General features: G+C 65.6%; 22 protein-coding genes. 7 read left to right on the top strand and 15 right to left on the bottom strand.

The genetic code is table 11. The features are described from left to right. Nucleotides 1-41 precede the first annotated feature (41 nt). The 12 genes from ACYQ1Z_RS12965 to arfA form a co-directional block, all read right to left on the bottom strand. The gene (locus ACYQ1Z_RS12965; protein WP_459792937.1) at nt 42-1,076 is read right to left on the bottom strand and encodes a HoxN/HupN/NixA family nickel/cobalt transporter; all 1,035 of its coding nucleotides are present in this window, start codon (nt 1,074-1,076) and stop codon (nt 42-44) included. After that, on the bottom strand, nt 1,076-1,909 hold the full coding sequence (locus tag ACYQ1Z_RS12960; protein ID WP_459792936.1) for an urease accessory protein UreD: 834 nt from the start codon (nt 1,907-1,909) through the stop codon (nt 1,076-1,078). The genes ACYQ1Z_RS12965 and ACYQ1Z_RS12960 overlap by 1 nt, the downstream gene beginning before the upstream one ends. A 77-nt stretch (nt 1,910-1,986) precedes the next feature. Then, nucleotides 1,987-2,604: an urease accessory protein UreG gene (ureG, locus tag ACYQ1Z_RS12955; RefSeq protein ID WP_459792935.1), complete on the bottom strand. Its 618-nt coding sequence runs from the start codon at nt 2,602-2,604 to the stop codon at nt 1,987-1,989. 24 nt (nt 2,605-2,628) lie between these two features. Next, complete coding sequence (locus tag ACYQ1Z_RS12950; RefSeq protein WP_459792934.1) at nt 2,629-3,309, bottom strand: urease accessory protein UreF; 681 nt, start codon at nt 3,307-3,309, stop codon at nt 2,629-2,631. Beyond that, on the bottom strand, nt 3,290-3,775 hold the full coding sequence (gene ureE / locus ACYQ1Z_RS12945; RefSeq protein WP_459792933.1) for an urease accessory protein UreE: 486 nt from the start codon (nt 3,773-3,775) through the stop codon (nt 3,290-3,292). The genes ACYQ1Z_RS12950 and ureE overlap by 20 nt, the downstream gene beginning before the upstream one ends. A gap of 19 nt (nt 3,776-3,794) precedes the next feature. Continuing rightward, entirely contained in the window at nt 3,795-5,552 is a 1,758-nt protein-coding gene (ureC, locus tag ACYQ1Z_RS12940; protein ID WP_459792932.1) for an urease subunit alpha, read from the bottom strand. Then, complete coding sequence (locus ACYQ1Z_RS12935) at nt 5,549-5,902, bottom strand: urease subunit beta (protein ID WP_459792931.1); 354 nt, start codon at nt 5,900-5,902, stop codon at nt 5,549-5,551. The genes ureC and ACYQ1Z_RS12935 overlap by 4 nt, the downstream gene beginning before the upstream one ends. 8 nt (nt 5,903-5,910) lie before the next feature. Next, complete coding sequence (locus tag ACYQ1Z_RS12930) at nt 5,911-6,213, bottom strand: urease subunit gamma (RefSeq protein ID WP_459792930.1); 303 nt, start codon at nt 6,211-6,213, stop codon at nt 5,911-5,913. Between the two features lie 105 nt (nt 6,214-6,318). Then, complete coding sequence (locus ACYQ1Z_RS12925) at nt 6,319-6,876, bottom strand: cysteine hydrolase family protein (RefSeq protein ID WP_459792929.1); 558 nt, start codon at nt 6,874-6,876, stop codon at nt 6,319-6,321. A gap of 90 nt (nt 6,877-6,966) precedes the next feature. Next, on the bottom strand, nt 6,967-7,971 hold the full coding sequence (locus tag ACYQ1Z_RS12920) for a LacI family DNA-binding transcriptional regulator (RefSeq protein ID WP_459792928.1): 1,005 nt from the start codon (nt 7,969-7,971) through the stop codon (nt 6,967-6,969). A gap of 89 nt (nt 7,972-8,060) precedes the next feature. Further along, nucleotides 8,061-8,651 (bottom strand): HhH-GPD-type base excision DNA repair protein, encoded by a 591-nt coding sequence (locus ACYQ1Z_RS12915; protein ID WP_459792927.1) that lies wholly within the window; start codon nt 8,649-8,651, stop codon nt 8,061-8,063. A gap of 71 nt (nt 8,652-8,722) precedes the next feature. Continuing rightward, a complete protein-coding gene (arfA, locus tag ACYQ1Z_RS12910; protein WP_459792926.1) occupies nt 8,723-10,249 on the bottom strand; it encodes an arabinosylfuranosidase ArfA in 1,527 nt (508 codons plus the stop codon). Nucleotides 10,250-10,568: 319 nt separating this feature from the next. On the opposite strand from arfA, the gene ACYQ1Z_RS12905 reads away from it, so the two are divergent. The 7 genes from ACYQ1Z_RS12905 to ACYQ1Z_RS12875 all read left to right on the top strand — a co-directional run bounded on the left by ACYQ1Z_RS12905 (nt 10,569) and on the right by ACYQ1Z_RS12875 (nt 16,168). Beyond that, nucleotides 10,569-11,480, top strand: a complete 912-nt coding sequence (locus ACYQ1Z_RS12905; protein WP_459792925.1) for a GAF and ANTAR domain-containing protein — start codon at nt 10,569-10,571, stop codon at nt 11,478-11,480. 111 nt (nt 11,481-11,591) lie between these two features. Beyond that, on the top strand, nt 11,592-12,230 hold the full coding sequence (locus ACYQ1Z_RS12900; protein WP_459792924.1) for a TetR/AcrR family transcriptional regulator: 639 nt from the start codon (nt 11,592-11,594) through the stop codon (nt 12,228-12,230). A gap of 87 nt (nt 12,231-12,317) precedes the next feature. Next, nucleotides 12,318-12,596, top strand: a complete 279-nt coding sequence (locus ACYQ1Z_RS12895) for a hypothetical protein (RefSeq protein ID WP_459792923.1) — start codon at nt 12,318-12,320, stop codon at nt 12,594-12,596. 228 nt (nt 12,597-12,824) lie between these two features. Beyond that, on the top strand, nt 12,825-13,460 hold the full coding sequence (locus ACYQ1Z_RS12890; RefSeq protein ID WP_459792922.1) for a hypothetical protein: 636 nt from the start codon (nt 12,825-12,827) through the stop codon (nt 13,458-13,460). After that, nucleotides 13,460-13,624 (top strand): hypothetical protein, encoded by a 165-nt coding sequence (locus ACYQ1Z_RS12885; protein WP_459792921.1) that lies wholly within the window; start codon nt 13,460-13,462, stop codon nt 13,622-13,624. The genes ACYQ1Z_RS12890 and ACYQ1Z_RS12885 overlap by 1 nt, the downstream gene beginning before the upstream one ends. Nucleotides 13,625-14,312: 688 nt before the next feature. Continuing rightward, the gene (locus ACYQ1Z_RS12880; RefSeq protein ID WP_459792920.1) at nt 14,313-14,744 is read left to right on the top strand and encodes a hypothetical protein; all 432 of its coding nucleotides are present in this window, start codon (nt 14,313-14,315) and stop codon (nt 14,742-14,744) included. Between the two features lie 881 nt (nt 14,745-15,625). After that, nucleotides 15,626-16,168, top strand: coding sequence for a hypothetical protein (locus tag ACYQ1Z_RS12875; RefSeq protein WP_459792919.1), 543 nt, complete (start codon nt 15,626-15,628; stop codon nt 16,166-16,168). On the opposite strand, the gene ACYQ1Z_RS12870 is transcribed toward ACYQ1Z_RS12875, so the two are convergent. Genes ACYQ1Z_RS12870 through ACYQ1Z_RS12860 form a run of 3 tightly spaced genes read right to left on the bottom strand, consistent with a single transcriptional unit; the run spans nt 16,130 to nt 18,283 of the window. Further along, nucleotides 16,130-16,945: an anti-sigma factor domain-containing protein gene (locus ACYQ1Z_RS12870; RefSeq protein WP_459792918.1), complete on the bottom strand. Its 816-nt coding sequence runs from the start codon at nt 16,943-16,945 to the stop codon at nt 16,130-16,132. The two genes, ACYQ1Z_RS12875 and ACYQ1Z_RS12870, sit on opposite strands and share 39 nt — an antisense overlap. Beyond that, on the bottom strand, nt 16,932-17,564 hold the full coding sequence (locus ACYQ1Z_RS12865) for an RNA polymerase sigma factor (protein ID WP_459792917.1): 633 nt from the start codon (nt 17,562-17,564) through the stop codon (nt 16,932-16,934). The genes ACYQ1Z_RS12870 and ACYQ1Z_RS12865 overlap by 14 nt, the downstream gene beginning before the upstream one ends. Beyond that, nucleotides 17,561-18,283 (bottom strand): class F sortase, encoded by a 723-nt coding sequence (locus ACYQ1Z_RS12860; RefSeq protein ID WP_459792916.1) that lies wholly within the window; start codon nt 18,281-18,283, stop codon nt 17,561-17,563. Before ACYQ1Z_RS12860 ends, ACYQ1Z_RS12865 begins: the two co-directional genes overlap by 4 nt. Between the last annotated feature and the right edge of the window lie 95 nt (nt 18,284-18,378).

Raw genomic sequence — 18,378 nt, 5'->3', positions numbered from 1 at the left:
AGAAATTGTTGCAATAGAAGCAACTGATCGCGTCACAATCATCAATTCTGCTTTCCGGCCCGAAGGGCAGCCGCGCCCCAGGCCGCCAGCAGCAGCCCAACCAGCAACAGTCCGGCGTGGCCCAGGTCAACAGATCCGAGCCACGTCGTCAGTGGGTCTTCCAGGGCCAGGGCTGCGTTCAGGAAGCCGCCCGACGTGATCACGGCGATGAACAGGGCGGACAGCGCAGAGATGCCCGTTATCACCGCGTTGAAACCGAGCCGCCGCAGGGGATCGTGCAGCGCTGACCGGTACATCCGCATCATCGCCATGCCGTTCAGCGAATCGCACAGCGTCATGGCGGCAGCGAACGCCAGCGGCAGGGCAAGCAGGGCGAACGGGGGCACGCCGGCCAGGGACGCCGCCGTCGTCATCATCAGCAGCCCGATGGTGGTGGCGGTGTCAAAGCCCAGCCCGAAGAGGAAGCCGACCACGTAGATGTTCCGCGGCCGCCGCACCCTGGACAGCGGCCTGGTGAGGAGCCTGGCAACCACTCCTTGCGGTTCGAGCTCAGAGGGGTCGACGGCGGCGCCGTTCCTTGCCCGGCGGAAGGCTTGGGCGGAGCGGGCGAAGGCGGAGCCGTTGAACAGCCCCATGGCCAGCAGGAACAACCCGGATACACCGCTGCCGATCAGCCCCAGGACAAGGTTGCCCGTGGATCCGTCGGCCATGTACTCCCCCACGACTGCGGCGCCGGCGATCACCAGCACACCGGCCAGGGTCACCACGGAGCTGTGTCCCAGGCTGAAGGCGAAGCCCACGCTGACCGGGTCCTGCCCCTGGGCCACGAATTTACGGGTGGAGTTGTCGATGGCGGCAAGGTGGTCCCAGTCGTAGCTGTGTTTTACGCCCGCCAGGTAGGCGGTGAGGACCAGGCCCCACGTCAGTGCCTGTGGTCCGGCACCGCCCGCGAGCAGAACGACGACGGCGGCAGCATGCAGTGCCGCCACGGCACCGAAGGTGATGAGCACGCGGGTCCGCAGCGGCAGTGCTTCCCTGTCCCGGTAGAGGGTGGTGATGCTGGTCATTGCCGTCATCAGTGCTTCCTTAGGTTCAGCGGCCCCTGCCCGTGCCAGCGTTCACGGAGGAGGTCGGCGCAGGCAGTGAGCAGGCGGTTCAGTTCCCCCGTGCTGTTCGACAGCGAGCGCAGGACCAGCCCGGTGGTTCCGCCAACCTGGTGGGTGAGGGAGACCCCGGTCAAGGCATTATCCCCCGCCGTCAGCCCGTGCAGCTCGTCCGCGAGCGGCTGGTCCACCCGGGGATCGATCACCACGAGCGATCCCAGGTGGCTGTAGCCGTCCATGAAGCCCAACCCGGTCACGTCTCCGGCAGGTGGCCGGATCAGCAGGTTGTCCAGCGCCAGCAGTTCGCGCGTGCCGTTGTCCGTTTCGACCCATATTTCGTTCCGCAGCCGGACTTCCTCGTACCGGAACGCAGCCCTGTCCGGTGACCACCCCGGCGTCACCACCTCCGCCATCACCAGGGACGACGACGGTCGCAGGGTCACGGAGGTCCGTTGCCGGTAGCTGGCTTCCCGGTAGGCGATGAGCTGGTCCGGCATCAGCTCCAGCCGCGCCCCCTCCCCCAGCCGCAAAGACATCCGCTGCTCGGCAAACGACCCCGGAGTCCGGTAGATCTTGGTCGCGGACTGGGTCGTCAGCAGCAGGTCAGCCCCATCCTGGACTTCCACATCAACAACAAAAAGGTCGGCCCCCAGATAAGCCCCGCCAGGATTCACAACGACATAACAAACCTGTCCCGAATCATCCAGATAGTGCGGCCGCAAAACCCTCAAAGCACCCCGATGGTACTGATGCATGGCAACTGACCGCTGACCACGCACGGCGACCCCAAGCTCAAGCTCGCCCATGGCTTTCGGTGATTGAGCTTGTCGAAATCCAATCACCGGGGTTTCGACAGGCTCAACCGCCGGGGACGCCGTCGTGCTCACGACGCAAGGTCGAGCATCAGGACGTCGTGCCGGATCCACTCGATGACCTTTTCGAGGCCTTCGTCGGTTTTGAGGTTGGTGAAGCAGAAGGGCTTGTTGCCGCGGAATTCCTTGGAGTCGCGTTCCATGACGGCGAGGTCCGCCCCGACGTGTGGTGCGAGGTCGGTTTTGTTGATGATGAAGAGGTCGGACTTGATCATGCCCTGGCCGGCTTTGCGCGGGATTTTCTCACCCTGGGCCACGTCGATGATGTAAATGGAGAAGTCCACGAGTTCGGGACTGAACGTGGCGGAGAGGTTGTCACCGCCGGATTCGACGAAGATCACCTGCAGGTCGGGGTGCCGGGTCTTTAGTTCCTCGATGGCGGCGGTGTTCATGGAGGTGTCTTCGCGGATGGCGGTGTGCGGGCAGCCGCCGGTTTCGACGCCGATGATCCGGTCCACGGGGAGGATGCCGTTGGCGGCGAGGATTTTGGCGTCTTCGATGGTGTAGATGTCGTTGGTGATGGCGGCCATGGAAATGTCGGCGCTCATGTGCCGGGTGAGCCGCTCGACGAGCTGGGTCTTGCCGGCTCCAACGGGTCCGCCGACGCCGATTTTGATGGGTTCAGCCATTGTTCCTCCTTCTCACGAGCACAATCAGCTCATGAACATCCGGGCACGCTGGCGTTCGTGCCGCATCTGTGAGATTTCCAGTCCGGGGCTGACAGCCCCGAAGTCGTCCGGCGTGAGGCGGGCAATCGCCTCGAGCGCGGCAGCGACGTCGTCGTGCGCTTTCCGCAGTACCCGCTGCCCGGCGTTCTGGCCGAGCGGGATGGCGCGTACGGCGTTCTGCGTCAGGGACGTGACGGTCGCGAAAAGGTACGCGGCGAGCGCCTCCTGCAGCGGCACGCCCAGGGAACGGGCGACGACGGCGAACGCCAGCGGCTGGTGCCCGTCGGCCCGGCCCGTGGTCACCGGGTCCCGGTACAGCTCCAGCGCGTCCGACGGGAAGACTTCCGCCCCGATTTCCAGCAGCCGCCCGCCCATCTTGATGCTGGCCTCCCGGACCTGGCGCGGCAGCAGCTGCGCGGACAAGAGGGCATCGAGTTCAAGGACATCCCATCCTTCATAGAGAAAACGGATGGCCAGCCCATCCGAGTAAGTCAATTGCTGCCCAACAAAAACAGACAGCCACACCCCAAAAGAGTCCTCATCAAGAACGAGCTCCTGCTCGATGTAGGTCTCAAACCCAAAGGAGTGGGCGAACGCCCCGGTGGGAAGCGCCGAGTCAGTCAGCTGCTGCAGCGCCAGCTGGTAGTCAGTGACTGTGTTCAGCATGGCGGAATGGCACCGGCATAACGCGTTCCTGGCGGGTGTAGGGCACGCCGGCCTGTCTGAGGTAGTCCTCGACGGTGTGGTCGTAGGCGCACACCATGACTTCGGCTTCGTACTCCGATTCCGCATCGAAGAACTGCGCCTGGAGGTGCCGGTTCCCGAGGGAGTGGGCCGTGACCCCCATTTCGGTGATGCTGCGCGGCGCAATGACCAGGACGTCGGTGGGCAGCACGGACACCACGATCATGTTGGCTTCCGCGACGTGGAGGATGTCGCCGTCGCGGAGGTCGCCGGAGCCGGACGGGAGGCGGATGCCGATCTCGTTGCCGTGGTCCGTCGTCGCGCGCTGGATCCGTTTGACCAGCTGGGTGCTGGGCAGCACCACCTTCTCGCGGTGCAGCCCGGCGTAGGCGGTGAGGTCGGTGTCCGGCAGGTCGTGGAGGTTGCCGAGGACTTTCTCGATGATCACGTGGGTTCTTTCGAAAGTTCTAGAAGAGGAAGTAGCGCTGTGCCATGGGCAGGACGTCGGCGGGTTCGCAGGTGACGTCCTCGCCGTCTACCGTCACCTGGTAGGTTTCCGGGTCCACCTGGATGTCCGGCGTCGCATCGTTGTACTTGAGGTCCGCCTTGGTGAGGGTCCGGATCCCGGAGACGGGCCGGATGAGCTTTTCCAGCCCGAGCTCTTCGGGGACGCCGGCGTCGATCGCCGCCTGGGACAGGAAGGTGATGGAGGACTGCTGTACCGCCTTGCCGAATGCCCCGAACATCGGGCGCATGGTGCGTGGCTGGGGCGTGGGGATGGAGGCGTTCGCGTCCCCCATCAGGGCGTAGGCGATCTGCCCGCCCTTGAGCACCAGTTCGGGCTTGACGCCGAAGAACGCGGGGTCCCAGAGGACCAGGTCCGCGAACTTGCCCTCCTCCACTGAACCGACGGAGTCCGCGATGCCCTGCGCCAGCGCCGCGTTGATCGTGTACTTGGCCACGTAGCGCTTGATCCGGAAGTTGTCGCTGTCCGCACTGCCGTGGGAGCCGGCAGTATCCTCCCTGCGGGATCCTTCCAAAACCCCGCGCTGCTTCTTCATGCTGTCCGCCACCTGCCAGGTCCGGGTGATCACCTCACCCACCCGGCCCATGGCCTGGGAGTCGGAGGAGGTGATGGAGAAGATTCCGAGGTCCTGCAGGACGTCCTCGGCAGCAATGGTCTCGGCCCGGATCCGGGAATCGGCGAAGGCCACGTCCTCGGGGATGTCCGGGTTGAGGTGGTGGCAGACCATGAGCATGTCCAGGTGCTCTTCGATGGTGTTGCGGGTGTAGGGCAGGGTGGGGTTGGTTGACGCCGGCAGGACGTTGGGCATCCCGGCGATTTTGATGATGTCCGGGGCGTGGCCGCCGCCGGCACCTTCGGTGTGGAAGGTGTGGATGACGCGGCCGTTGATGGCGCGGATGGTGTCCTCCACGAAGCCGCACTCGTTGAGGGTGTCGGTGTGGATGGCCACCTGGACGTCGTATTCGTCCGCCACGGTCAGGGAGGTGTCGATCGAGGAGGTGGTGGCGCCCCAGTCCTCGTGGACCTTCAGCCCGATGGCTCCCGCTCGGATCTGCTCGGCCAGGGGTTCGACAGCGGACGCGTGGCCCTTGCCGAACAGGCCGATGTTCATGGGGAACGCCTCGGCGGCCTGCAGCATCCGGTGGATGTGCCACTTTCCCGGGGTGACCGTGGTGGCCTTAGTGCCTTCGGCCGGGCCGGTGCCGCCGCCGATCATGGTGGTGACGCCGCTGGCCAGCGCGGTGGGGACCTGGTCCGGGGAGATGAAGTGGATGTGGGTGTCGATGCCGCCGGCGGTGAGGATCTTGCGCTCCCCGGCGATGATTTCGGTGCCGGCGCCGATCACGATGTCCACGCCGTCAGTGATCTGGGGGTTGCCGGCTTTGCCGATCCGGAAGATGTGCCCGTCCCGCAGGGCAACGTCGGCTTTGTAGATGCCGGTGTAGTCAAGGATGACGGCGTTGGTGATTACGGTGTCGGGAACATCTTCAACTGCGCTTTCCCCGTCCCGGGTGGCCTGCCCGTTCTGGCCCATCCCGTCCCGAATCACCTTGCCGCCACCGAACACCACCTCCTCGCCGTAGACGGTGAGGTCCTTCTCGATTTCGAGGAACAGTTCGGAGTCGGCGAGGCGGATCCTGTCGCCCGTGGTCGGGCCGTACAGGTCGGCGTACTGCCGCCGTGGGATGTCGAAGCTCACTGGCCGTCCCCTTCCGTGGCGTGCCCGCCCGGGCGGGTGCCGCCGTCGAGCGTTCCGTTGACCGCGTTGCTGAGCCCAAAGACCTCGCGCCGGCCCGCCAGCCGGATCAATTTCACGGTCTTCCGGTCCCCCGGCTCGAACCGGGCGGCCGTCCCCGCGGGAATATCCAGGCGGCGCCCGTGGGCGGCGTCCCGGTCGAAGTCCAGTGCAGCGTTGGCCTCGGCGAAGTGGAAGTGCGAGCCCACCTGGACCGGACGGTCGCCGGTGTTGGCGACGTCCACGTCGATGGCTTCGCGCCCCGCGTTCGCCGTCACCGGCTCGGGCCGCAGGATGTACTCTCCGGGAATCATGGCGCCCCTCAGCGGATCGGGTTGTGGACGGTGACGAGCTTGGTGCCATCCGGGAAGGTGGCCTCGATCTGGACGTCGTGGATCATCTCCGGCACGCCGTCCATCACGTCGTCGCGGGCGAGGATGGTGGTGCCGTGGCTCATGAGCTCCGCCACGCTCCGGCCGTCCCGGGCGCCTTCGATCAGTTCGTAGCTGATGATGGCCACAGCCTCGGGATAGTTGAGCTTCAGCCCGCGGGCCTGCCGGCGGCGGGCGAGGTCGGCGGCGACCACGAGCATGAGCTTTTCCTGCTCACGTGGCATCAGGTGCATCGTAGGTCCCTTCGGCGGCCAGCGGACGGCGTGGGACTTACAGTAGGGGCCGCACGTTTCGGCCACGTTTCAGACTTGTAATGCGGGCCTTTCCAAGTCAGCGGCCTATTTTGCCTCTTTGAGGCGCGCCAGGATCTCGTCGCTGGACTGGACCGGCTGGCGGTACGTGGTGGAGAGGATGCGCAGCATGTCCTGGGCGTCCTGGTCGTCCTCGGAGGCCATGGCATCCTTGGCGTACGTGACCCGGATGTTGTGCGCGAAGGCGTCCGCGCCGGTCTGGGCGATGCAGTTGTGTGTGGAAACGCCCGCGAGGACCACCTCGTCGGCGCCCCAGTTCCGCAGCCGGGAGAGCAGGTTGGTGCCCACGAAGGCGCTGTCGCGCGTCTTGTTGAGCTGCGGCAGGTCGTCCTTGGCCAGCCCGGGCACGGACTGGGCCTGCTCGCTGCCGCGGAAGATGAAGCCCTGGTCGTCGTCAAGCATGCTCAGGGTCCAGGTGGACTTGTCACGCTCGTGCTCGGTCCCCACCAGCAACGCCTTGTGTCCGGCTTGGGCGAAGCCTTCCAGGAGCCGGTTACACTCGGCCACCACGCGTTCCTGTTGCTCTGCCAGTTCCGGTGTTTCAAAGAAGGCATTCTGCATGTCGATGACCAGAAGGGCAATCATGTGGACACCTTTCCCTCTCGTTGAGCCGTTGCGGGACACGTACCCGCGCCCGGAGCCGGCGAAACGGCGGGACCGGTCCGCCAACAGAGGCTAGGGCGCAGACTCGCGGATCTTCAGCTCGAACCCGGCTTTCACGTGCACACCCTGGTCCGCCGTCTCCTTTCCGGAGATCCGGTCCAGCAGCAGGGCAACGGATCGTTCGGCGATTTCGTCCATGCCGGGCGAAACGGTGGTCAGGGAGGGGGACGCAAAGCGGGCTTCATCGATGTCGTCAAAACCCGCCACGGCCACGTCCTGCGGAACCCGGACGCCGCGGATCAGCAGTTCGTGCATGGCTCCGAGGGCGAGGACGTCGTTGAGGCCGAACACGGCGTCAAACTTCACGCCGCTGTCCAGGAGATTGGCCAGGGCCGCGGCCCCGGTGTCGCGGCGCCACTCGGCCGGGGTGACCAGGGCGGGGTCGAACGGGACGCCGGCCTCCTCCAGCGCCGTCCGGTAACCGGTCAGCCGAAGGCCTGCGCTGCCGGTTGTCTCCTCCGGGCTGGCGCCGAGCACGGCAATGCGGCGGCGGCCGCTGCGCAGCAGGTGCGCCGTGATCGCCGCGGCGGCCTCCCCGTTTTTCATGGTGACGAGGTCGAACCGGGGGTCCATCACATGTTCGCCTAGCATCACGAGCGGCTTGCTGCCCACCCGGGAGGCGACGGCGTCGGCGTCAATCGCCAGCGGCGTGAACAGCAGCCCGTCGGTCAACTGGCGGAAGGGACCCTGGAGCGCGTTCAGTTCGGCCTGCTCCTCGGCGTCGGACTGTTCAACGAGGACCCGGTACCCGCGCTGCGTGGCGGCCTTCATCAGCCTGGCGGCAAGCTCGGCGTAGTACGGGGCCGAAAGGTCGGACAGGACCAGGCCCAGCATGTACGTCTTGCCGGACCGCAGGCTGCGCGCTGTGAGGTTGGCCTGGTAGCCCAGTTCGGCGATGGCATCCTTGACCTTCTGCTTGGTGGCCGGCCGGATGAACTCGTAGTCGTTCAGGACGTTGGAAACCGTTTTGAGGGACACCCCCGCCGCTCGTGCAACGTCGTTCATGGTGACCGCCATCTGGGCTCCTTCGTGTGGTTTGGCCACTTCCTGGGATACATCGTTGCAGATGGCAGCACCTGCACGGGAACCGTACCGGAAGGGGCAACTCAGGCCTTGGTCTTTGCCGCCTTCGCCGCCGCCTTTGCGGCCTGCTTGCTGGCGCGGACCTTGACGAGGGATTCAGGGTCCACGATGTCTGCCACGGACAGGAACGCGCCCTCCTCGCCGTAGTGCCCGGCCGCTTCACGCCAGCCGGGTGCCTGCAGGCCGCGCTGCTTGCCGAGGAGGGCAAGGAAGATCCTGGCTTTCTGGTCGCCGAACCCGGGCAGGGCTTTCAGCCGGCGGAGCACCTCGGCACCGTCCGGGTCGCCTTTGGTCCAGATGGCGGCGGCGTCGCCGTCCCATTCGTTCTGGACGGCTTCCGCGAGCGCCTGGACCCGGGCGGCCATTGAACCCGGGAAGCGGTGGACGGCGGGGCGCTCCTTGAACATCTCGACGAAGGCCTGCGGCTCATGCGAGGCGATGGCTTCGGGAGCCAGGGAGCCGATCCTGGTCTTGATCTTCTCCGGACCCGCGAATGCGGACTCCATGGTCACCTGCTGGTCCAGCAGCATTCCGGTCAACAGCGCGAAATCGTCCTCGCTCAACAGCTTGTCCGCGGCGGGATCGCCGGTGATGTGCAGTTCCATGCCGTCCATCCTCCCACTGCGCCCCGCCGCCGTCATACTCCGGCGACGGGGTTACGGAGTGGCCTTCACCTGCCAAAGGTTCAGGGGTTGACGGCGAGCCGGATCATGGACCAGGACACGGCGGGCAGCTCCGCGGTGAGGCGGCCGCCGTCGGCCTTTGCCGTGACGTTCTCCGTGGGCAGCACGGAGGTGGAATCGTCGGCGCTGGCCTGCCAGTACGGGTCCTTGTTGGCGTAGGTGAGGGCCTCCAGCACGCGGACGCTGCCCAGCCCGGATACCACGGCGTCCAGGCGCAGGGCGTCGGTTGCCGAACGGTTGACCGCGAACACAACGGCCTCGCCCTTCTCCGCGTCGTAGGTGGCGACGGCGGACAGCGCGGCGAAGCCGGCCGTCTTGCCGCCGCTGACCAGCGGGGACTCGACGGCGAGCTGCAGCACGGTGCCGGAGGCGTGGCGGGAGGTCAGCGCGAAGGGATGGAAGGTGGTCTGCTTCCAGGCGCGCCCGCCCGGTTCGGTCATGATGGGCGCGATGACGTTCACCAGCTGCGCCAAGCTGGCTGAATGCACGCGGTCCGTGTTCCGGAGCAGGGTGACCAGGAGGTCTCCGACGACGACGGCGTCCGCCACCGTGTAGGTGTCCTCCAGCAGGACGGGGGCCACCGGCCAGTCCTTGCCGTTGGGTACCTTCGACTCGTCGCGGCTCATGTGCCAGACGTTCCATTCGTCGAAGGAGATATTCACCTGCTTGGTGGACTTCTTCACCGACTTCACGTGGTCGATGTGGCTGACGATGTCGTGGATGAAGGCCTGCATCCGGTGCCCGGCGGAGAGGTGCTCCTGCAGGTCGCCGAAGTCCTCGAAGTACTGGTGGGCGGAGATCAGGTCCACCAGTTCGTAGGTTTCGGTCAAAACGACCCGTTCCCATTCGCCGAAGGTGGCCATGGTGGGACCGGAGCTGCCGCAGGCAACGAGCTCGAGGTCCGGCTCGATCATGCGCATGCCGCGTGCCGTGTCCGCGGCGAGCCGGCCGTATTCCTGGGCGTTTTTGTGGCCGATCTGCCACGGGCCGTCCATCTCGTTGCCGAGGCACCACATTCTGATGCCGTAGCCGTTTTCCGCTCCGTTGGCGCGGCGCTGGTCCGAAAGGTGCGTGCCGCCGTCGATATTGCAGTATTCCAGCAGGTCGAGTGCTTCCTGTGTGCCGCGCGTGCCCAGGTTGACGGCCATCATGGGTTCCACCCCCGCCTTCACGGACCACTTGGCGAACTCGTCGACGCCCACCAGGTTGGGATCCGTGGAGTGCCAGGCCAGGTCCAGTCGGGCCGGGCGCTGGTCCACCGGACCGACGCCGTCCTCCCAGCGGTAGCCGGAGACGAAGTTTCCGCCGGGGTACCGCACGGTGGAGACGCCGAGTTCGCGGGTGAGTTCGAGGACGTCTTCGCGGAAGCCGTCCCCGTCCGCCGCGGGGTGCCCGGGTTCGAAAATGCCGGTATATACGCACCGGCCCAGATGCTCCACGAAGGCACCGAAAGTGCGCCGGCGGACTGGTCCCACCGTGAAGGCGGGGTCGATGGTGATTGTGGCCGGAGCCGGTTCGGGAGTGGTCACTAAAACTTCCTCAGCTACTTTTACAACGTTATAGAAAACATTCTTTGGGTTGTCCGCCCGGGAGTCAAGGGTTTGGAGCGGGCGGGCTGAAGCCTGCCCCGGAGGGACGCCCCGGCCGCGGCGTCCGGCTCACCTGCAGCAACGCGGGAAGGGTGTGGGATCGAGCGGAAATCCAAGTAGTACCTAATTTCAAAAACGGGTACCGCTTACGCGTTCACCGGCGCCGGGGCGGAACTAGATTTTTGGGCAGAGACAAGACCTGTTCTGCCTCGCGGTACTTGCTCACTAGGGGGTGTGAGACTGGATGCATGCACGACATATGAGCTCCGGCTTCCCGGTCCAGCGGACACGGGTATTAGGCGGGGCCGGCGACGAGGAGTCCTTTGAGACCAAGGACTCTCCCCCAGCCGTCGCCGGCCCTCTTGTTTCCCCGAGGGCCCCTGGCAGCCGCCCGGTATCGGCTGTCCCCGACCTTGGAACGTCCCCGGACAACGGCGGCCCGGACGCAAGCCAGGACATTCTGTTGGACCTGGTCACCGGCGCTGATTCCCTGGGCGAATCCCTCACCCGGCTTGTGACCTCGTCCGTGCACACGGTGGCACGCACGGCGGGTATCCGCATCGAGTGCGGCGTCGTGGTGCCCCAGCCCAAGAAGGCGCCCGCCATCACCGGCACCTCCGACGATGTGGTGCGGCTGCTGGAATGGGAAAACCAGTCCAAGGAAGGGCCGGTCTGCGAGGTGCTGGCCGGCGGCCAGCCTGTGGCCGTCCTCCAGCGCATCGGAGACTTCCGCTGGCCGCGCTACTGCCACCAGCTCCAGCTCGCCGGATTCGGCAGCGTCCTGGGCGTGCGACTGCCCCTGAAGAGCGACGGCGAAGCCGCTCCCCCCGCGGGCCTGGCCTTCTTCGCCCAGGATGCGAAGGCCTTCCCGCTGCAGGTCATCGCCGAGGCGCGGGCCTTTGCGGGCCTGGCGGCAAAGAGCCTGCAGATGGCCGTCGACTTGCATACGGCCCGGTCCATGGCCTCGGACCTGCGCTCCGCGCTGGACAGCCGCACCTCCATCAACGTGGCCTGCGGCGTGATCATGGCGCAGAACAGGTGCTCGTACCATGAGGCCTTTTCCATCCTGGCAAAGGCCTCGAGCCACCGGAACATCAAGGTGCGAAGGATTGCCGAGGACATCCTGGAGCGGCTTCCGGAGGGCGCCCCAAGCGCGCACTTCGGGCACTAGCGGGGACAGCTCGCGGCGAGGCTCCGGAGGCATTTGCCTCCGGAGCCTCTTCCATTACGACGCCGGGGTGAACCGACTGGTCTGTCTGTTTCCGTGTAATGTCTGCTTGTAATGTCACACACATATGACTTTCCACCCGCCGCTGAGAGGCTCGCGGCTCCTCCACGCCCGACTACCGGTGGGGCCAGGGAGCGCATCCTGGCTGCGGCTTACGAACTGTTTCTACAGCGGGGCATCCGCGATGTCGGCATCAATGAGTTGATCGCACGGGCCGGGGTCGCCAAGGCGACGTTCTATGCGCACTTCACCTCAAAGGATGAACTGGTCCTTGCTTACCTGGAGCACTGCCACCAGGACATGACGGTTGAGGGGATTATCGCCGAGACCGCAAGGCGGACGGAGAGCCCTACGGGCCGGTTGTTGGCCATCTTCGATGTCCTGGACGGGTGGTTCCGCCAGGACGACTTCCAAGCCTGCGCTTTCGTAAGCACCATGTTGGAGATGGGTTCCGCCCATCCACTCGGAGTTGCCTCAATCGAGTATTTAGCGCACGTCCGGTCCTTCATTCGGGCTCTGGCAGTCGAGGCTGGCCTTGAGCAACCTGACATCTTTGCCCGCTCCTGCCACATCCTGACAAAGGGTTCGATCATTGCAGCGGTCGAGGGAGACCGGGAGGCAGCTGTGTTCGCCAAACGCATGGCCACATCCCTCATCCACGACCACGGCGGTAACGCCGTGACCACCCGTTAGCGCTCGTCAGTTCTACCTTGGCCCTTCAAGAAGGCCGCCGCACGAGCATCCGCAATTTGCAGGGACCAGGAACAGGAGCACTTAGAGATGGAAAGCCGGGACTATGCCCGTTTTGTTCAGGACTGCCTCGCCGACACGCTCGAGGAGCAAACGCTTACAGAAGACCAGGTGTTTGGCGTGTACCTGAGCTGGTGCTCACTGCTCGCCCAAGCCCCTGGGCCCTGCGAGTCTTTCTGGGCGGCAATGGCCGAGCTGGGCCTGCATGAACGGTATGGGAACAACCGCGGGCACATGCGGCTTGGACTCCGTATGACCGGCCCGGCCGCCCTGGATTACATCCTCGCCAGCCAACCAAACTTGAACTGACTATCCCAGCCCGGGATCGCTCTCCGAGCCGCTGAAGAGTTCCAATGTGCTTCTTTTCATGACCTAATCCGTGCGTAGGCCGGCTGCTTCATCGGGGGTCCATGTCTTGTTGCTGTCCGTTGGCATGGGGGCTGTGGCTAGACTTGCGGGGTTAGGACGGATTGGGGGATCCAGGGCGGCTCGCCGCTGTTCCGCTGGTCGGTCGCAGCCAGCGAACCAAGGATGATCATGACTTTCTTCCGCGACTTTCCAGTACCGAATCTTCCACCAAGACCCAAGGTCCCGAAGCCGATCCGTCCCGATTGGTCTGGTGCGCCCGATGACGAACTGCCTGCTGTTGTTCATCTGGGGAAGTTCCTGCACCGAAGCTCCAACCGCGTCCTCGCCGTCCGGAGCGCCCAGGTTTTCTCCACTGGCTGCACCCTCGACGTGTCATGGTTCATCCGCCGCGCCGATGAGAGCGACCAGGACTGGGCAGCGCTCAATGCGGCCTTTTTTAGCCACGGACATCCCCCGAGGAACGCGGCAAGTGGCAGTGGCCTGCTATTCGGCGTGGAGTTTTCTGACGGAACGAAGGCCAGTACGGCTGTGATGCACATGCCCGTTGGCCCCGACGATCCGGCTTACCACCCCACCTCTCCCGTCCTGTACCTGCAGAACCGCGGGGGCGGCGGTGGAGATGACGAACTGACAGGTTCAGGCTTCCTCTGGCTATGGCCGCTTCCGTCGGCTGGTGACCTCCGTCTCGTCGCTCAATGGACGGACATGGGCATGAGTGAGGGTTCCATCATCCTGGACGGCAAACAGCTCAGGGAGGCCGCGGCTGGCGCCAAGAAGTATTGGCCGGAAGAGGGCGGGCAGTAATGGATGCATTCAACAACCCGGTCCTGCTCGTGGTCTTCGCGGCGATCTTCGCCTACGTCCTCTACGGCGTCATCCGTGCCGCAGTCCGTGACGGCATCCTTCAAGCCGACGAACGACGCATACAGGCTCGGGCTGGGGTCAGTAGCACGGGAGATGAAGCATGACCGCCCGCGGCTGGCTCGTGGCCGCTACTGGCAGGACGACGCGGGATCGCTAACTCCTCCTGCGGGTAACCTTCTGCGTAAATGGCGGCTGCTTCACGGGCTATTTGACGCCTAGTGCAGCCGCAAGGGGATCGTCCATCGAACAGCTGAAGCCACCGAGGAGCCTGGATGGATAGTTCGCCCCATTGCGCAACCGCTGGGTGTCCCCCGAGTATTGAGCGACGACATCGAGTCGCCACTCACACCTTGGGGGAACATCTTGAAGCTTTCGCGAAAAATTCTTGCTGCCAGCGTCGCCCTTGCGTTCGCGGGCGGGACATTACTCACAGCTCAGCCTGCGTTGGCTGGTGACGGGTATGCCAATTGCAATGTGTGGATCCACTACGAGTATCACGTGGGAGCCACGTGCAACTCCGATGCGCCGGGCACCGAGTATCAAGTCGCGGGCCGGTGCCGTCATGTTCCCACTGGCCATGAAGAGATTGTGCGCGGTCCTTGGAAGTGGCAGATGCCGGCCTCGCAGGGCCTCAACACGTCGTATGCCTCATGCCCGACCGGCACCAGGGCAGTAGACGTTTGGCGCAACGTCCGGTGAACCGTCCGCTGTTATCGAAACGGGCGCAACGTTCCGTTGCCGGCGCGCATACTTTGGTTAGTCGGCCTTCGCACGCCTGCATAGACTGCTGATGTGAAGCGGTTAGACCACTCAGGTTCCACAGGAAAACCATCCGGCCTGAAGCGTAACAACGATCCCAACCAGCGCCCGAGCAACAGAAGCCTTCGGTTTTGGGCCGGATTCTGGGTAGTGTTCTGGACGCTCTTCTGTGGAGTGGGGTTCACGGTCGGATACGTCTTCCTGAGCAACCTAATTATCGGCCGGCCCTACGGCGTCCTGTCGATCCTGCTCTTCGTGCTCGGATGCGGCATCGGGCTTGTGCTGTACCTTCGCGAGCACTTCAGGGTCGCCCGTAAGAAGCGGGAGGATTTCGTGAGGGCTGGTGGTGATCCTACGGGAATCACTCCCTGGATGTTCGGTGCGATGAGCGGGCGTATCAACGATGAGGGTGTGTGGGAGTGGTACACCTCGTCAGGCTCAAGCGGAGAGTCCAGCGCTATATAGCCTTGTCGGCTTCGAGGTAATTGCGGAGTTCCTCCATGCCCGCCATGCGCGCCGACTGCAATGTTGTCGTTCCCTGCCGTGAATAGGATGCAGCATCGGGAACAGTGAAAACCGCGCCAGGTCCTTCCAGAAGTCATTGGAGGCTGTCGGATAAAGCGTTGTGTGCAAACCAAAGAAGGCGGTGGTCGCCTGGGCGACTATCGAAGCGCTTCCCGCCAGGCTGACCAGATTCTCATCGAGTTTGACGAGGACCCTGCATTTCAACAGGTCTCGATCCATGACCAAATCGCGGCATGAACGTAAACCTGACGATGAAAAAGACATTCTGGAGCCGGAGCACTGTGAAACTTCCTCACGGCCAGGACCGTGCCCGTGGCGCGGCCCTGGACCTCGTCGTCTCCGTCGTAGCTGCATGTCGGAACATGACTCGCTATCAAGGGATGACCCCTTTAAAGCGATTGAGTGCATCGGTCCGGTTGCTGACCCCAAGCTTCGCGTAGGCATGTTCAAGATGCTTCGCGACCGTTCGAGGGCAAGAACTTCCTTGGCAGGCATCAGGTTGCGCCCCGGAAGTCCCAGCGTGGTGGAAAACAACATCTCCAATAACAACGGGCCGGGCCGGCAGAGACCGATGGTGTTGGCATTTTGGCGCTGGCCGGTTCAACCGGAAACGTCCCTTACTGGACTCTTACTGTCAGCTGCGCCGGTGGCTGAAGTGAGTTACCTGTCCCGCACGCATTCAACTCCGGAGAGAAGAGCCGATCCTTCGGCCGCCAAGGGACGGCCCAGTTCCAGTTCTCGCTCCGACAGGACCATGTTGAGCGCGGCGTAGTTTGCGGCAAGTGCAGTTCAGAGCGCCCCGAAAAGGGTAGGAACCTTCCATGCTGCCGGATACTCACCAGGGGGATGACGTGGAACCTGCCCTGACCGGACGCCCCACCCGTGCCGCCTGGCTCCTGGGTCCCCTTGCCACGGGACTCGGGTGGGCTGCCCATGTGGCCGGTGGCGGCCAGTCGCCCGCAGCCCTGATCGTCGTTGCCTTGGCGGCGCTGCTGGCGATGGCCGCTGCCATGCTCGGGCGGCGCCGGCTTCCCGCCTGGGGTGTACTGGTGGCGGCAGCGCTCGCGCAGCAACTCCTGCACCTGGCCTTCAGCGCCTTTGCCTCCGCCACGGGTTTTTACCTGCCAGGGCACGGCCACGGGGATGCGCCGGAGCAGGACGCCTCATCCGTACCCGGGCAGCAGCCTGCCGCCGCCCACGACCTCCATCTGCTGCTGTACCTGCACGCCGGCGCCGCGCTGCTGACCGCTCTGGTGGCCGCGCAGTGGGAACGGCTCAGTCGATGGCGGATGGCGCCAGCCTGGACGGCGCTGGCCCGGCCGTCGCTAGGACGTAAGCGTGCCGCGGACGATGCTGACGCTTGAGTGCGCAGGGTTGCCGTCAACCGGTTCGTCGGAGACGTCCACGATGGGATAGTCGGACAGCTGCAGGCCCGCCGGCACCTGGAACGTGCCGGATTCAGTGTTCATCACGCCCAGGCTGACCAGGCGCGACAAGTCCGGGGCGATCAGCCACACCTCCTGGTAGCCCTGCGCCTCGTCCTTGGTGAGCTGGACCTCCAGGCTCCGGGACCCGTCAGAGCCCTCCACCACCTTGGCCGTGCCCGTGGCGGAAAACTGCGCCAGCGGCGTCAGCTGGGCCGCCGCAAGCGGTCGGGGCTCCTGCTCCCCGGGACGGTTCAAGGCCCAGATGCCTGCGCCGGCCACCAGCACGGCCGCCGCGGCAGCCGCCAGCCAGGTGCTGCTGCGCCGCCACACTCCGCCCTTCCTGCGTTCGCGGGCGGCGGCGATGTCAATTGGGGATGCACCGCCTGCAGCGTCCGGCGCCGTTGCAGCGTCCGACGGCGGCATGGCACCTTCGGTTGGCACCGCTGCGGAGGGTGCCGTCCCGGCGGCCAGCGGGTCCCCCGCCAGCTCCGGCGCCAGGCCAAGTTCCCGGTGGATGCCGGCCCACACCTGCGGTCCGGGCACGGACAACCTGCTGGTGTCCGGGGTGGTCTTGACGGCCTCCACGGTGCGGCGCAATGCGGCGTAGTCGGCGGCGCATTCCGGGCAGACGCGCAGGTGCTCGCGCCCGGCGTCGTCCTCCCAGCCGGCGTACAGGGCAAGGAGGCTCAACTGTTCCGGATCAAGATGCGGCACGGTCAACCTCCAATCTGTTTCTCAAGTGTGTCAGGCTGCGGCGGATGTGGCTCTTGACGGTACCAAGCGGAAGGTCCAGTTTCCGCGAAATCTGCTCGTGCGTAAGGTCCTCGTAGAACGCGAGCTTCATGATGGAGCCCTGCGGCTCCCCCAGCCGGTCCAACTCGCCGTCCAGCAGGAGCCGGTCGGCCAGGTGCTCGGCCGCCTCCACCCCCGGGTCGTCCTCCCGCGCCATCCCGGCGCCTGCCGCGGCGTAGGCCTTGCGTGCCTCGCGTGCCGTGGCTGACAGCGCGTCCGCGATGGCGTTCCTGGTGATGCCGACGATCCACGCAGGGAGCCGGGCAACCCGGGGGTTGAACGTGCCCCGCGACCGCCACACCCGGATGAAGACTTCCTGGGTGACGTCGTCGGCGGCCGACCGGTCGGCCAGCGAGCGCAACGCCAGGGTGTGCACCAGCGGTGCGAACTCGCGGTACGCGGTGGCCAGGGCCCGCTCGTCGCCCGCCGCGAACGCGGCGGTCAGCGCGTCCTCCCCACCGGCCGCGGACTGCCCGGAAAGTGCCACAATGGACTCCTTCCCGGCATCGGTGGCGAGAACCACGGCCGGATCACCGCTCATTCCAGGACCGCAGTAACTATCACATTGTCGCTGTAGTCCATTCGCTCGTCCAGCCATTTGCCCCCGCAAGTGACCACCTTGAGCTCGTGCGGACCGGTCCTGCGGAACAGCGCCCCGCCGTCGAACTTGTCCTTGGCCATCAGCTCCACGCTGATCACCCGGTAGGTCAGGGGAGGGGCGCCGTCCCGGCCCACCCGGATGGCGGTGCCGGCCGCCAGGGACTTCAGGGCCGAGAACGGTGCCCGGTCAGAGGTCGTGTCGATGTGCCCGGCGATGACGGCCGCTCCTTCTGCGGCGCCGGGGGCCGGACCGAACCGGTACCACGCCGCCTGGTCGAAGACGTCCGGGATTTCCATGGCTCCTTCCGCTGACACGCCCCCGGGAATGACGGGCATGTCGATCTGCGTCCCCTCGACCGTGAGTGAGGTGGGCGCCGGGTCGGCGGTCGACACTGCCGGGAGCGTCGCCTGCTGGATGGGGACCACGGGTCCCGTAGGCATCGCCGGTGCCGACTGCACAGGCGGCTCGGGTGTCGCGGCGGTTGGCCCGGCTGTTGCGGGTGGCCCGCTGACGGTCACCTGCACCGAAGGGGTGGGGCCGGAGGCTGTGCCGCCAGGGGCGCAGGCGGGAAGGAGCAGCGCCGCCGCGAGGAGGGCAGCCCCTGAAGAACCGAAAGGACGACGGCGGGGCTCCCCTGCCGTCGTCGTCTGCTTGTCCATTGCCCCGCCTTTCTCCTGACGTGCCGTCCTGCCGCGGGCGTGGCGGCGGAAGGGCCGCCCGGTGCACTGGGCCGATGCACCGGACGGCCTGCTGG

This window comes from Arthrobacter sp. AD-310, assembly GCF_054656615.1.
Note: the sequence above shows the minus strand (reverse complement) of the source record. Positions and strands in the feature narration are given on the sequence as shown.